Origin of the sequence: Pseudomonas sp. LAMO17WK12:I10, assembly GCF_900215185.1 — a bacterium.
Classification (GTDB): domain Bacteria; phylum Pseudomonadota; class Gammaproteobacteria; order Pseudomonadales; family Pseudomonadaceae; genus Aquipseudomonas; species Aquipseudomonas chlororaphis.
Genome location: NZ_OBDX01000025.1, coordinates 71439 through 86466, shown reverse-complemented (window position 1 = coordinate 86466; position 15028 = coordinate 71439). Strand labels below are relative to the sequence as shown.

At 58.5% G+C, this 15028-nt stretch carries 10 protein-coding genes; 1 reads left to right on the top strand and 9 read right to left on the bottom strand.

What is annotated here, in order from left to right; translation table 11 throughout:
- Positions 1-129 precede the first annotated feature (129 nt).
- The gene (locus CRO75_RS24235; RefSeq protein WP_097138697.1) at positions 130-1035 is read right to left on the bottom strand and encodes a LysR family transcriptional regulator; all 906 of its coding nucleotides are present in this window, start codon (positions 1033-1035) and stop codon (positions 130-132) included.
- Between the two features lie 109 nt (positions 1036-1144).
- Between CRO75_RS24235 and CRO75_RS24230 the strand changes: the two genes are divergently transcribed.
- Entirely contained in the window at positions 1145-2383 is a 1239-nt protein-coding gene (locus CRO75_RS24230) for an SGNH/GDSL hydrolase family protein (protein WP_097138695.1), read from the top strand.
- A 142-nt stretch (positions 2384-2525) separates the two neighbouring features.
- Here the strand turns inward: CRO75_RS24230 and CRO75_RS24225 are convergent, their stop codons facing one another.
- From CRO75_RS24225 to CRO75_RS24190, 8 genes are all read right to left on the bottom strand, one after another.
- Positions 2526-2912 (bottom strand): hypothetical protein, encoded by a 387-nt coding sequence (locus CRO75_RS24225; RefSeq protein ID WP_097138693.1) that lies wholly within the window; start codon positions 2910-2912, stop codon positions 2526-2528.
- A gap of 694 nt (positions 2913-3606) precedes the next feature.
- On the bottom strand, positions 3607-4542 hold the full coding sequence (locus tag CRO75_RS24220; protein WP_097138691.1) for a restriction endonuclease: 936 nt from the start codon (positions 4540-4542) through the stop codon (positions 3607-3609).
- Between the two features lie 24 nt (positions 4543-4566).
- Positions 4567-5985, bottom strand: a complete 1419-nt coding sequence (locus tag CRO75_RS24215) for a restriction endonuclease subunit S (protein ID WP_097138689.1) — start codon at positions 5983-5985, stop codon at positions 4567-4569.
- Entirely contained in the window at positions 5978-7525 is a 1548-nt protein-coding gene (locus CRO75_RS24210; protein WP_097138687.1) for a class I SAM-dependent DNA methyltransferase, read from the bottom strand. Before CRO75_RS24210 ends, CRO75_RS24215 begins: the two co-directional genes overlap by 8 nt.
- Before the next feature lie 67 nt (positions 7526-7592).
- Positions 7593-9104, bottom strand: a complete 1512-nt coding sequence (locus CRO75_RS24205) for an RNA-binding domain-containing protein (RefSeq protein ID WP_097138685.1) — start codon at positions 9102-9104, stop codon at positions 7593-7595.
- 98 nt (positions 9105-9202) lie between these two features.
- Positions 9203-12667, bottom strand: coding sequence for a type I restriction-modification system endonuclease (hsdR, locus tag CRO75_RS24200; RefSeq protein WP_097138683.1), 3465 nt, complete (start codon positions 12665-12667; stop codon positions 9203-9205).
- Positions 12668-12956: 289 nt separating this feature from the next.
- Positions 12957-13232, bottom strand: coding sequence for a hypothetical protein (locus tag CRO75_RS24195; protein ID WP_081095874.1), 276 nt, complete (start codon positions 13230-13232; stop codon positions 12957-12959).
- The gene (locus CRO75_RS24190) at positions 13229-14209 is read right to left on the bottom strand and encodes an integrase domain-containing protein (protein WP_097138681.1); all 981 of its coding nucleotides are present in this window, start codon (positions 14207-14209) and stop codon (positions 13229-13231) included. The genes CRO75_RS24195 and CRO75_RS24190 overlap by 4 nt, the downstream gene beginning before the upstream one ends.
- Positions 14210-15028 lie beyond the last annotated feature (819 nt).

The following is a 15028-nucleotide window of genomic DNA, read 5'->3' as shown; positions in this document are numbered from 1 at the left end:
GCCATCGAGTCAGTGGTCCGGGTTCGATTCTTGCCGACGGCCCCTGGGATTCACAGCACGGGGTTGGCCAAAAGGGGATCGTAATGGCCATTGATCGTGTCCATGGCAGGCAACGCGCTGGCCCTGGGTTCAGGGAATGAAGCCCGGCAACCGCGCCACCCGCTCGGCCAGGTACTCCATGAGCAAACGCACGCGCAGGGGCCGGTAGCGGCGCTCGGGGTAGATCAGGAACGCCTCGTTGGCTGGCCCGCTCCAGTCGGGCAGGACCCGCACCAGTTGCCCGCTGTCCAGCAGGTCGCTGACCAGCCAGGCCGGGGTGACACAGAGCCCGGCGCCCTGCAGCACGCCGTCACGGATGGCCAACGAGCTGTTGCTCCGGTAGCGCCCTTGGGGGGTGACGCTGACCTTCTCGCCGCTCGGGCCGCTCAGCTCCAGGCGGTCGCCCGCCGCCAGCCAGGCGAAGCGCAGGAAGTTGTGCTCGCCCAGGTCGGCCGGGTTGTTCAAGGGTGCATGCTGGCGCAGGTACTCCGGGGCCGCCACCAGGTAGCGCGGCGACGTGGCGATGCGCCGGGCGATGGCGTTGGGCGGCAAGTCACCGCCCAGGCGCAGGGCCAGGTCGACGTTCTCCTCGGTGAGGTCGACGAAGCGATCGTTGAGATTCAGTTCCACCTCGATGTCCGGGTATTGCGCCATGAACGCCAGCAGCAAGGCATTGAGGTGCAGCACGCCCAGGCTCACCGGCACATTGACCCGCAGCACGCCCTCGGGGCGTTCGGTCAGGCCGCGCACCTCGGCCACCGCTTCGCTGTATTCCTCCAGCACGGCTTTCGCCCGTTCGTAGAAGCGCTTGCCCTGTTCGGTGGGTGTCAGCCCACTGGTACCGCGGGTGAGCAGGCGGGTGCCCAGCTGTTTTTCCAGGGCCGCTACCAGCTTGCTGACGGTAGGCTGGGTGCTGCCCAGTTCCCGGGCGGCCGACGACAGGCTGCCCAGCTCGACGGCGCGGACGAAACAGTGCATCGCTTTGAGACTGTCCATGGGTATTCGATATCGGAATGGGCTGTATGAAGTTATGCCTTCTATCACGGTTATTTCGAATGGAGCAATCTGGCTCGCCTCAGCCTTATGGCCTCAAGGAGCTACCTGGATGAAAGCTCTGCACTCAAGCTTTTCCCTGCCGCTGATAGTCACGACCCTGCTCGCCGCAGGCCCGGTCCTGGCCCAGGACAACTGGCTCACCACCTGGATGGCCAGCCCGCAACCGACCTGGGGCAACGAGCTGCCGCTGCCCACGCGGATTCCCGAAACCTTGGCCGACAGCACCATCCAGCAGAAGCTGCGCGTCAGCGTCGGTGGCAGCCGGGTGCGGGTGGTGGTGTCCAACGAATACGGCCAGCAGCCGCTGCGGATTGGCGCGGCGCGGGTCGCTGCGATGGAGGGCGCGGCTTCCGTTCGCGCAGGCTCCGGGCAGGCCCTGACGTTTGGCGGCGCGCCGCAAGTCAGCATCGCGCCGGGCGAGACCCGCACCAGCGACCCGGTCGCGTTGGCGATGCCGGCCCTCGGCGAACTGCTGGTCTCGCTATACCTGCCGCAACCCACGCCGCTGACCACCTTCCACTGGGACGGCAAGCAAACCGCGTTTATCGCTGCGGGCAACCACGTCGACACTCAGCAGTTAGCGGGTGAGCGGCAAGTGGAAGCGCGGCTGTTCCTCAGCGACATCCTGGTGGACGCCGCGCCCGACAGCCGGGCGCTGGTGGTGCTCGGCGACTCCATTACCGACGGCAACGGCTCGACCCTGGACAGCAACCGCCGCTGGCCGGACTTCCTCGCCCAACGCCTGGCCGCCGAGAACATCGCCGTGCTCAACGGCGGCATATCCGGCGCGCGCCTGCTCGAAGACGGCATGGGCGCCAGCGCACGGGCACGTTTCGAGCGCGACGTGCTGAGCAAACCCGGCGTGAAAAGCGTGGTGCTGATGCTGGGGATCAACGACATCAGCTGGCCCGGCACCGCCTTCGCGCCCAACGCACCCTTGCCTACACTGGACGAGCTGATCGCCGGCTATCGACAACTGATCGACCAGGCGCATCGCCACAACCTGCGCATCATCGGCACCACGCTATTGCCCTTCGAAGGCGCCCTGGAAGGCAGCATCATCGAGCACTACCACAGCCCACAAAAGGAACAACTGCGCCAGGCGCTCAACCAATGGATACGCACCGGCCAGGCATTCGATGCGGTGATTGATTTTGATCGGATGACCCGCGATCCGCGGTATCCGACTCGGTTGTTGCCACTTATGGATTCGGGCGATCACCTGCATCCGGGGGATGCGGGGAATAGGGGGATGGCGGAGGGGGTGGATTTGAAGGTGCTGTTTTGAGTGTTTGGCGGGGGCGTTGAATTCGAATGCGCCCAGCATTCCAGGCCGGTTCAGGCCGTGTCTGTTTTCCACATGCGCAGGTGATGTCATTAAGGAACAGCGCGGCAGGTCATGCTGCCGCGCTGTGCGTTCGCGGGGCGTTCTACTTCAGCGATGGCGTGTGGCGACTGCCATCGAGCAAGGCGTCTACCACGGCCCGCGCCATCTCCACCGAGTGCACCATAGACCAGATCAAACCGCGCTCGATGCCACTGCCGCGCTCGGTGATTTCATCGGAAACCTCCTCGGCGCTTTTCAGCAGCAGGGAGACATGGAGCAGTGCTTCTTCGGCGTTGACGCCTTCCCGAACCGAGAACAAGGAGTCGCGACTCACCGGGATACTGACGGTTTTTTTGAGCGACTGAATCAGAGACACATCAGCAGGCTGAACTGAAAGCTTCTGCCTGATGTGCTGATTGGCCAGATCGTGTTCGAGGTTTCTGACGCGGTGGGTAGCACTACGGGGAGGATCGGGGACGAGCTTTTTCATGGTGTAACTCCTAGTACAGAGATAGGAGCCATCACCGTCGCTGCTAAACGATAGGGTGGCGGCCGTTTGCAGGTTAGCAGACCGGTGACTAGGACCCCGGCGCACCCGAAGGTGCCCTGCGCACGGCCGCCATAAAACGGAGCCAAAAAAGCACCACGTAATGGGGGCGCCATGCGCCTAGTTACACGTCGAGCTGCTAAACCCGGTCACTGAATTTGCAGTGACAGAACGAGGCTAGCCAGCGGGTACACCAGGCGCAAGCGGCTAGGAGTTTCTAGGAAAGTTCGCACAATAGAAAGAGACTTAACGCTGCTTCAGGGGAAGGAAGGCTCGGCACTGTGAGTGCGGGGAGGGTGCGGTTGGTGATGGTGGCGGAACGTTAAGGCCAGAAACAACAAAGCCCGCACAAGGCGGGCTTTGTTGGTGCTTCGTTTGGTGGGCCGGGGTAATCTGAAATAAGCCTGTAGAAAGCTGCTTTTATTGACTAATAGTTGATTGGTCAAATTGCTTGGAATACCACTTGGAATGCTGCGTAATCTGGCTTCCCATGGATGATGCTTGTTGAGCTCAGCCTCTATCAGGATTCGAGATCGAAGTGTAGCCGACGGCTTTTGATAACTACGTTCATTCCTGATTTTAAGGTACGTAGGAGCGACACCCAGCTGCGCTCAGGTATTTGGGCTGCAACGTCGGCTCAGCCGAGTGATTCGTCAAAGTAATCGCTGTCGAGCCTGGGGACCTTGTAAATCTGCGAGCTAATGCCCACATCGTGGTCGAGCATCAGATTGACTAGGCGTTTGCCATCGACCAGTACCAGCCCCTCGACCGATCGTGCGAAGTCAACGGCCTGGGCCGTGAAGCCGGAAGTGGTGATGAATACACCGCGTTTGGCTTTCTGCCCGGCCAGGGCGCCATAAAACGCTTGCAGGTCGGGGCGGCCGACGGTGCTCTGCCAGCGTTTGGCCTGCACGTAGACTTTTTCCAGCCCCAGCGCGTCCAGTGAGATCACGCCGTCAATGCCGCCGTCGCCACTGCCGCCGACTTGTTGCAGCGCCTGACGATTCGCGCCGTAGCCCAAGCTGTGCAGCACATCGAGTACGATGTGCTCGAAGCGCGTCGGGCTCGCTTGCAGCAGGCTGTCCAGCAGGTCGCCCGCGACGCTGGTACGCAGCTCGAGGATGGCTTGGTTCAAGCGCTCCTGCGGGCTGCTAGTGGCGAGGTCGGTCTGGGCAATCGGCGTTGACGTGTCGTTGCTTTCATCCAGCGAGGCGGCATCCGGCGCTGTCTTCAGCTTCACGCTCATGAAGTTCACAGCTAGATGCTCGACCTGTTCTGCGCTCAACGGGGCAGGGTTGGCCTGAGCGAATGCGCGGCCGGTGTCGGTCAGCTGCCAGTAGCCACGCTTTGCGCTGCTGGAATAACCGGCGCGCTTTAACCGGTCATGCGCCCAGCCCGAACGGTTTTTGTAGGTGGCCTGGCCACTGGCGATGGTCTCCTGCCGCTGTGCCTCGCTGAGGCCAAGCGTGACGGCGGCCGCTTCGTGGGCCTCGCCCGCAGTGGAGCCTTCCGGATGGGCAGAGAGAAAACGCAGGATGGGCTCGATGAACTGGTCGTAGGTCGGGACAGGCATGGTTCGTTTTCTTCCTTGTATGGCTTAGCTTAACTGAGTGGCCGGGCGCCCACGCCTGGCTTTGGGCGCGGTGGCGCGTTGGGTCTTGATGCGCTCCAATAGCACGCTGGCGGGTTCGTCGTTCGGATCTTGTGGCACCAGTTCGCCTCGGAAGGCTTTAGCCAGAATGCTCTGGGCCAAGTGGTCGACGCGGCTTTTAGCCAAGACAACTTTCGCTTCCACCTGCTCGGCAAAGGCGAAGAGTTGTGTAGTCCGGCAGGCTATTTCAGCCTGCTCTTCAATTGGGGGACTTGGGATAAGACACTTTTTGATGTGCTCTGAGCCGACGTTGCCTTGACTCACTTGACCAGTTTCACCGGAGAAAAATTGCTCGCGAAACCTTGCAGTTTGCAGGCACAGCAACAAAAAACGGCCATCTACCTTGTCCCTCTGCGGTCGTAATTTACCTACCCTTTGATTTACAAGAATCCCGGCAGGAGCACCGCATGCATTGCCATAGTCTCTTTTGTATCTTGTGCCTGTCATCGATAGAAGGATGTCACCCTCTAAGGTCATAAAGCGCTGGTATTCAGAGCCGACCGTATAGGAAACAAATGCTGGGGAGTTACTCAAGTCTACTTTTCCGTTTCTAACATTTCCAATCTTGGCGACCTGAATATCCCCAGTTTTTGAAAACCAATCACTTTTGAAGGCGAATCCGTTTTGAAAGTCAGCGAGCGAATCTAGGGGGACCTCGAGATAGGCGCTATGATCTCGCTGATCGGCAGAAGCTATCTTCAAGCGCCATTCTTCTGTTAATTTCCCGGAAACTGCAGCGGCGAGGACGGATTGGCGGAAGCGCTTAAGCAGCGCGGGGATGCTGTCGATACGGGCTTTCAGGGTATCGACCCGGGCCAGCAGCTCGTCGAGTTTTTTAGCAATCTGGATTTGTTCGTTGAGCGGCGCTAATCGCACTGGAAGTGAAAAGAAGCGGTCGCGGGTCATGTTCATGCCACTTTCACTTATCCCTGTCTTTATTCCGTCTATTTTTTCTTTCAGCTCGGAAGTCCTGAGCAAATGGGTCAAGAATTTTGGTGCTACAAAATTTTCATTTGGACGAAATCGATAGATTTTTCCAGAGAAAATTAGCTTTTCTCGTGTGTTCTCGATATGACAGATAACGCCACATCTTGAGCGAGGCCCGGCACAAGTCATCAGCAGGTCGCCAGCTTTAACTTCAAGCTCAGATTTTGGATTTAGTGATGATGGAAGTTTTTTATTTTCTGTTTCAAGAAAATAGCCATCTTGAATGGCAGTTGTTTTAAGAACGCCCCATTCACCTTCAGCGGCAGGAACGCTGTCACACTGAGGACTCCACCCCTGCTGGAGGACTTTTCCATTTTCTAATTGGCCAAGCAAGTCTTCGAGCAAACAGTCGGCCCAGGCACTCGGCAGCTCATTCATCCCCAACCTCCTTAGCCACCGTCAACCCCATCACTTCCGCCATCAACTGCTTCTGGGCGGCCACTTCATCGCCTGCCCCCAGTGCTTTCATAAGCTCTTCCAACTCATGTAGAGCCTCGGTCAATTCGGCCATGGCTTCACCTGCTAGTACTTCCGGAGCGGGTAGCTCGGCGGCGTCTAGGGTGTCGGCATCCTTGAGCCAGCTGATATCCAATGAGTCGTCGCGTTGTTTGATCTGCTCACGTGAAAATACGCGGAAGCGGCTGAGTTCCCCTATGCCTTCGACGTTTTCAGCTCGTGGGCTACTTCCGTTTGGATCTTCCCCGTAGGCGTCTTCAAAGGGTTTAAGGTGACCAGCGCCGAACGGCGTGCGTTTTCCAAAACTAGGCATGTTACTGCGCAAGTCGTATATCCATACGCGTCGGGTACAGGCTTGTTCCTGCCGAGGGTTGTCGGCAGTACCCTTCTGGAAGAGCAAAACGTTAGTCTTCACCCCCTGTGCGTAGAAGATGCCAGTAGGCAGGCGCAGGATGGTGTGCAGGTTACACTTGTCCATCAGGTCGCGACGCACGTCGGTGCCAACGCCGGCCTCGAACAGCACGTTATCCGGCAGCACCACGGCGGCGCGGCCGCCCGGCTTGAGGCCACGATAGATGTGTTGGAGAAAGGCCAACTGCTTGTTACTGGTGCGGTACGTGAGGTCATCACGAGTCGGGCCACCGCCACCCTTGGCGGTGCCGAACGGTGGGTTGGAAAGGATGACGTCAACCTTGGGCAAATTGGCCCCGGTCTGACCCAGGGCGTTGCCCAGGTGCACCACGCCTTCTTCGTCGCCTTCCATGCCATGCAGCAGTGTGTTCATTAGCGCCAGACGGCGAGTGCCGGGCACCAGCTCTACGCCAACAAAGGCGCGGTTGCGCTGGAAGGCCTGGTCTTTGGCGTTAAGGTCATAGTAATCGTCGGTTTGGCTTTTGATGTAAGCGTCAGCAGCGATCAAAAAGCCCGCAGTGCCGGCGGCCGGGTCTTGTATGGTCTCGCCCGGCTGTGGCTTGATGCAGCGGATGATGCTGTCGATCAGCGGACGCGGGGTGAAGTACTGGCCGGCGCCGGATTTGGTCTCGCTGGCGTTTTTTTCCAGCAGGCCTTCATAAAGATCACCGAGGCCGTCTTGGCGGGCGCTGAACCAGTCGATACCGTCGAGGCTCTTGATCAGTTGCTCTAGATGGCGCGGTTCCTTGAGACGAGTCTGAGCATCCGCGTAGATGGCGGCAATCAGCGGGTCCGGGTTTTTGCCAAGGTCCAGCAGCATCTGCCGGTAGTGATCGAGCAGGTTAACGCCGGACTTGCCAGCCAGGTCTGGCCAGCGCGAGCCTTCGGGCAGCTTGTGGCCGAAGCTGTCGTTATTCTGCACCTGTTCGTATTCCATCTTGATGAACAGCAGAAGCACGAGCTCGGTGACGTAGTCGCTGTAGTTGATGCCATCGTCGCGCAGGACGTCGCAGAGGTTCCAGAGTTTCTGGACGATATCGGAGTTGGTCATGGGGTACCTGTGGCGAAAATGTGCAAAGCGCCGGATTGTGCTGGCGCAAAAGCGTGGTTGTCCGGGTTCAGTCGTCTGGGGAGCGTTGTTCAGCCTTTAGCTCTCGGCCAGCTGCGGTCAGACGATAGCGTTGCTTGCTGCTATTAGGTTTGTCTGGAATGGTCATCTCGACCACGCCAAGCGCCAGTAGTGGGGCCAATACCTGCTCGCGGAATTTGCTGCGGTTGCTGCGCCCGACGAACGTCATCAGCTCTGGCGCAGTGTGATCGCCTGTCATCTTGTACAGCAGCGTTATCTGCTCTTGCTGTAAAGACAGGCGAGTTTCGGCTTGTTCTCCTTCGACAGCGGACTCAGTCCCTACTTGGTCCCTACTTGGTCCCGACTTAGTCCCTACTTGGTCCCCACTTGGGCCCGAAAGAGGCCCTTTTTCAACGGCGCGCTGAATCACCACCTTGAACTGATTACTCTGCCGGTCGTCCTCCAGCCGGATCATTGGCCAAGCATCGATAGCGCGCGGGATGCCGGTGCCCAAACCGCGATAGGGGAGAATGTGCACAGCATGGGAGGTGAGCGTCGGGTTACGACGGTTGGACAGGCCGAATCGAATTTTCTCGGTATCGAGCACGTCAGGCAGGTGCCCGGGGCTGATCAGTTCGATGCGATCGGCGAAGATCATGATCCGGATGGAGGCGCTGACAAAGTAGTCGCGGTGGATCAGGGCATTGACCAGCAGTTCTTCAAACACCTCCTCCGGCACTTCCAGCTGGCCGAGGGTATTGAAGCCCTGCTGACGCTGCACGTGGTGTAGGTTGCGCTTTATGAAGGCAAGGCTGCGTCGGTACTGTTCCTGCAGATTGCCGTCGATATCTTCGCTGTCTAGATAGTGGCGGTCATGCAGAACCGTGCCCGGAAACGCCACGGCCTTGATATCGAACGCCGGGCACAGGCGTTGTGGCGTTTGGCAGAAGAGCAGCAAACCGGCCAAATTGGGTGTGTCGCCACTGGCGAGGCCAAGATTTTCCAGGATGCGGGTGGTTTCCAAACCTGTCTGTTCGGGGTTCTGCCGAAAGCGTCTTTGGAAGTACTCGCCAAGCGCTTTGGCGTCGATATCCGCCACGCTGCTGCCCGCGACCGGTACCGCATCGGCGCACACCAGTCCGGCCTGCTGGAACAACCGCTGCAGTTCTTCACGGGCCGTGACCCGACGCTTGTCGGCGCCGTTCTTTACCCAGATGCGACCCTGGTTGTCGACATAGGGTTTATTCAGCCCTTGTTCGACTGTCACCACCATGACCAGCCCGTGCTCGGTCTGAAGGTTGCTGGACAATGGATTGATCGCCGGGCGGACATTCTGTGAGGCCGCGTTGGAGAGCAGCTGATTGAGTCGCGAAATGTCAGCGCTACTCAACCCGCTCACCGCGCCGGAGTCGTCTACGCCAATCAGCAAGTAGCCACCGGACGTATTGGCGAACGCCACCAACTCGGCTGCCAAGGCATCGATATTGCTGAAATCGCGCTTGAACTGATGGCGGCTGTCCTCACCACGGTCAAGGATCTGATGAAGCTCGGCAAGGGTCATTAAGCGTCTCTAGGTGTTGCAGTCGATAACTCGTGCAATAGGAGGGCATTATCCCTCATGAACGAGTACGGTGGCCAACCCAGCGTTCAGGATCGGCCTCATCCCGTCTGTGCCCACAGGTTGTCATTCAGGGCGTCCAGTACCACGCTCAGGTTGCCGCCGAGCATCTTGTCCAGCCGCGTGCTGCCGCCATCGCTCTTGAACGCCTCACCAATCTGCTTCTTGTCAATAACGACCTCGTGCACCAGTTGCTTGGCCAGGCGGTCAAGCCACTTACGCTGAATTTGAGTCCAAGGCTGCAGGGTATAAATCGTCTCCATCGCCTTGGTTACGCGCTGCTCGAATGGTAACAAAGCCTCTCCGAGGGCGGCGCGGCGGATGAAGCCCACGATACTGGCAGCGATTTCCTGGTTGGTTTGGTTGCGCCAGGCGCTTTGCAGGTTCACCTCACTGTAGCCATGCCCGTCGAGCAGCAGGCGCACTTCGCGCAATTGTTCACGAGTCAGGTCTTGCGGGCGGCTGACCACTACGCCGAGGGCCACTGACTGGTTCAACTGATTCTTAATGAAGTCGTTGAAGCTTTCCAGATAGTCCGCGGGCTTTTGGTAATCGCCGTAGTTCTGCTCACGGACCATCAGTTCGTCCGTGTGAGTGGAGATCACCGGGTAGTTCAGCGATCCCAGCAGGGCATTAACCGTGGCGAGCTGATCGAGCAGTTGGGCATGCTGTTGGATGAACTGGGCAGCTTGCTGTGGGCCGAGCTGGTGCAGGTGCTGATGCAGTTTGTCCGGGACTACGCCCCAGGTGTTCTCCAGTTCGGCGAGCTTGGCCTTTAGGGTTGGCTTTTGCTCGGCCTTATGGCTGGCCTTGCGCAGAATACGCATGATCCGCTGGCTGAGCTGGTCCAGGACGTCGTGGGCATGACTAGTGTCTGGCTGGTTACCAGGAGCATCGAGGCTGGCTGGGTTGCTTAGCTCGCTGACCAGCTGTTCGAGGCTTATGCTTGGGTCTTTCACTAGCGGCTTCATTGTATCTACTGGCTCGAGGGCAGCGTACAGATCAACCGGATCGTAGATTCTGAATACCGTCTTGCCGATTTCATCGCAGCGGCGAGTCGCGCGGCCCTTCATCTGTTCGTAGAGAATGCGCGAACGCACCCGGCGCATGAACACCAAGTGGCAAATGCGTGGTACGTCGATACCGGTGGTCAACAGGTCGACCGTGATGGCAATGCTCGGGTAGCGCTCGTTCTTGTACTGGCGGATCAGTTGTTTGACCTTGTCACTTTGCCTGGTGATGATCTGTACAGCTGCCTGGTTGTAATCCTCGCCGTGAACGTCCTTGAAGGCTTCGTCGAGAAGGTTTTTGACTCGCTCGGCATGGGCTTGGTTAACGCAAAAGATCATCGTTTTTTCGTCGCCCGATGGGTCGAGCTCTTGTGCCAGTTGCTCGCAGATGACCTTGTCGAAACCGGGTGTAATCACGCGACGATTGAAGGACTCGATTTCAAAGTCGAGTTCGTCCTCGAGCTCGGCGACATCTACCTCGCCGGTGCTCGTATCGATGACGCTGACGCTCTCGCCCTTGGCAAAGTGGATGCCATTCTGGCTCAGCAGGGTTTGGTAGCGGATTGGAGGTTCGTGGTCAATCAGCCAGTCGTCAGCCACGGCCTCACGGTAGCTGTAGGTGTATATCGGAGCCCCGAAGACCTCGCTGGTGTGCTTGGCTGGGGTAGCGGTGAGCCCGACGCGGCAGGCGTCGAAATAGTCGAGCACGCGACGATACTGCGATAGATACTGGTTGAAGTCGCGCACTGTCAGCTCGCCTTCAGTCATTTCCTGATCGAGGGTGTAACCGCGGTGGGCTTCGTCGACGATGATGCAGTCGAAGGCATCGATGGGCGGCGGAGTGTCCGACTGGAAGATGCGCTTGACCATGGCCTGCACAGTGGCGACCTGAACCCGTGTTTCAGCTTCGGCAGCCATGTCACCTAGTTCTTTGACGTCGTAGATCTGTGCCAGCGTGTGGTTCTGTTCCAGCGTCGCCTCATTGAAGGCTTCGATGGCCTGTTCCCCCAAGGCGCTGCGATCGACCAGGAAAAGAATACGGCGAAAGCGTTCGGCCTTCAGCAGGCGGTACATCAAGCCAATGATAGTGCGCGTTTTGCCGGTTCCGGTCGCCATGGCCAGCAGACAGTTGCGGCGATTGGCGGCTAGGGCCTGTTCGACGGCGCGGATGGCGTTTTCCTGATAGTCACGCAGCTTGAGATAGGCGAAGCCTTCCTGCTGTAGTTTCGCCTCGGCGTCCTCACGGCTGCGTTTGAGCAGGTCGAGTAGGCCGCCCGGCGTGTGGAAGTCCTGCAGCGGCCGGCGCAGGTTGGCCGGGCTGCGCAAGTCACGAAACCAGATGCCAGAAAGCTCAGCGAGCTGCTTAATGAAGGGCCGGCCATTGCAGGCAAAGGCAAACGGGACTTTGAAGTGGCCGCCCTGGCCATCCGCCCAGCCCGTGTTCTGCCCGGCCGGTTGCAGATTGTCGGTAACGATCAGTTGGCGTGAATAGCGCTCGGCTTGGGGAATGCGGTCCGCTATGTTGACACGCTTGCGCTTGGCTTCGACGATGGCGACTGGGATTAGGCCGGCGAACAGCACGTAATCAGCGTTTTCTTTCGGCTTGCTGGTTGGCCATTCGGCGATGGCCTTGTTCTTGCCCTTTTCGGGCCGAGCGCCCTTGCTGTAGGTAAGATCGAGCGAATCGGCTTCCCAGCCGGCATCGTTCAACTGTTGATCGATGAGAATACGGGTGAGGTCTTCATTGAGGTCGAACTGGCTGCTTGCCTGCTGAGTTTTACGCGTGACCTGCTGGGCAGCTTGCGGCTGATCTTCAAGCTGTTGTTGCAGCACTTTCAGCCGCGCCTCGAAATCGACTCGGGCCTTCGATAGTTCTGCCTCGCGTTCAAGGGCAATCTGCTCGTAGACGCGGGCTTCCTCGTTCATCTGCCCAACAAGACTGGCTTGCTCATGCTTTTCTTGCGCCAGTAGCTCGGCTAATTGGTGGTTGTTCTCCAATTGCTGGCGACTGTCGCCCAGCTCTGCGCGAAGTTTTTCGATCTGCCCCTGCAGCTCACGTAGAGGCTCACTCGGATCGGCCGGAACCATGAAAGGCCCAGGCTTAAAGATGTTGCCGCCCGTGCCAAATGACTGGTGATACCAGATCGCCAAGGCGCGGGCGACCCTCAGCCCGTCCAGTGCCTCACGATGCTGGGTGCGGAATTCATGGGTAGCCTTATTGCCTTCGATGCGCAGCGTATGGAATAGGTTACGGATGTTACCGTCGAGCTGGATTTCACGACTCAGGCGGAACAGCAGATCAGCTTGGGAAGTGGTGGCGTCGAAGTCAATGCCTGCTCTTACCGCCAGATCCTGGGCGAGCGCTTCGCCCAACTGGCGCAGTTTGATCAGCGTCGTGTTGGGGTCACTGGAAAATACTCGCTCGGCCGCATTGGCAAGTTGGAAAAAAACCGGATCGTGTTCTTTGAAAAAGGCGAAGTTGCTGTTCTCTGCCATGTTCCATCCCTTGAGTTCGTCACCAGCCATCCCGAGAGTGGTGGCGCTATAAAGGCATAATGCCAGACGAAGCGTGGTGCGTGTATAACCATACGCCGTCGGTCCAGCGTGACCAGCTTCTGGCCGAGGGCGAGATGTTACGCTTGTATGCGGCGCGACTTGCGCATAATCGGGCTGACGTTTAAAAGTCATGATTTCCTCAGCACTGAGGAGGTTGCTTATAGGCGCGTTGACGCCATGATTTTCCGAGGCGGTGGCGATTACCGATGGTTAGGAACGGGAGCTCCACTCAACGCTTAAAAACCCATGGCCTTTCCAGGCGTCGTGCGAGCAGTTGGACAGTAAGCAAATAGTAATACTGTGTTGCCTCACTGCGGCCGGTGAGGAAATGTTCAAGAAACCAAACCAAATGCTTTCGCTGCCAGGCCCAAGGAGTTGATCGCTGCCAGCGTTTTGCGATTTCAGATTGGATGATTCTCGCCTGCCGCAAATGCCGGTGCCGCGTCGCATGCGATCCTGTCAGCACGGCACTCAAGAACAACTCCATATCAAACGCCTTAGTCATACCCTCCCCCCTATGTAGGCAGCGACCACTTCAATCCGTCCATGCCCCAGCTCATCGCTGATCTGCATGCGAGCCTCAAGATCTAGGCGCCGGTCTATGGCGTAGCACTGACCACCATTTACAGGCGCACGGTGATGTGTGATCTGTTCATAGCGCTCACATGCAAACGCCGCCCGAAGTTCGTGAAAGCCTTTGAGGTCGTGTGCTTTCAGGACCTCTCTCGCTGGCTGTGCTATTTCCTGCAGAACGTTCAGATAGCTCTCGTTTGGAGCAATCAGGTTGCGGCTATCTGTGGGGGATACTTGCAACGCAAATCTAAGTGCGCCACGAATATGGTCATCCACCTTAATCCAGCGGGGGGCAGATGCACCGGCGCGGCCGCCTTTTGTGCCATCCTGAATATTGATTTTGCCGTAGAGCGCGGCTTCACGGCTCAGCCGTGGCAGGTCAGCCAGGATGGCCTCGCGCAAACGCATCCCCGTGGCTCGCGTCAACTGAACTATCGCTGCTGCTCGCATCTGACCACGGCTACAAAGCATCTCGACGATCTGCTGTACCTGTTCGCGGTCTTGGCCTTGCGGCGCCGATTGACGTACCCCGGTGCGCTGCATACCCAAGGCCTTGCTCGGACTTGGCAATTTTACATATTGATCACCGCGAAGCGCTGCCATGGTTCGGTTAACGCTGGATAGCCGGTTTTGTGCAGTGCTGATTGCTAGGTCGCCGTGCTCAACCAGGCCGCGAAGGTATGCGGCATAATCCGACAACACCTCGCGATCAATCTGCCGCGCATCATTGACCCCGGGCCCCGCTTCAGACCGACACCACTTCACGAATGCCAACCACCGATCAGAGTGCGCCTTGACCGTGCCGTAGTGGCCTCCGCCGAACATGTCTTTCAGCGCCTGCGGCCCTGCGTAGCTCAATTGCCTGCCGTAGCCAAAATTGCGGCCTTCTCGCCTGCCTACTAATACCATTTCGGTTACCTCGCCTAATTCACCAGGTCTTCGCCCCACATCATCCCGCCAAGAATGCTGAGTGTTATCAGGGATCAAGGCCCCTGCGGCCTGTGGGGATGTCCACTTACGCGGGACTGGTGGCTCCTTACGGCCAAGAGCTTGGGCATCTCATGATCTGGCCCCCTGAGCACCGAAACCGGTGGGCGGGTGGAGGCTGCGTTGGCTGACGAAACCAGCGCCGCGAGATCCTGAGTCGGGTGAAGGCAACGACGCGATGACAGGGGCGTGCCTGGCTGTCAGCCAGGTGCAGTCCAGTTAAGGTCTGTGGCACCATCATCTACATCGTTGTTGTAGGTGGCTTCGGCGTTTGTCACGCCGATTGTCACGAGGAGGATTGCAGCAAAGCTACGTATTACCTTGCCGGCAGCGGTGGTATGTGCGCCCGTCTCTTTCCTTAGAAAGAGACGGGCAAAGGGATGGCGCATATGAAATGGCCATGCGAATGGGTTGCTACAAGGCAGCAAGAGGGTAGGGTGGTTGCCGCATGGGCAACGAAGTGAAGTAGGCATCCATCACGTGGGTAGTGACCGTACGAGCTGCCGGACGCGAATCGTACTTAGGTTGAGCCACCGCGTTAGCGGCATGACCTTGAAGGCTCTGGCCATCTGGGGTGCTGCCAACGGCAGCGTTTGGAAGCTTCGTTTTAATGGCGTTGGGGGTATGGGTCAATGGCGAAACGCGCCTGGAATTGCGCCAATTGAAAGCGTTGGCGTGGAGTGGAAATCGGTGGCATTCAGTAGCGGCGCGGCCGCTCGTCGCTTTTATAGTGTTAGCCCC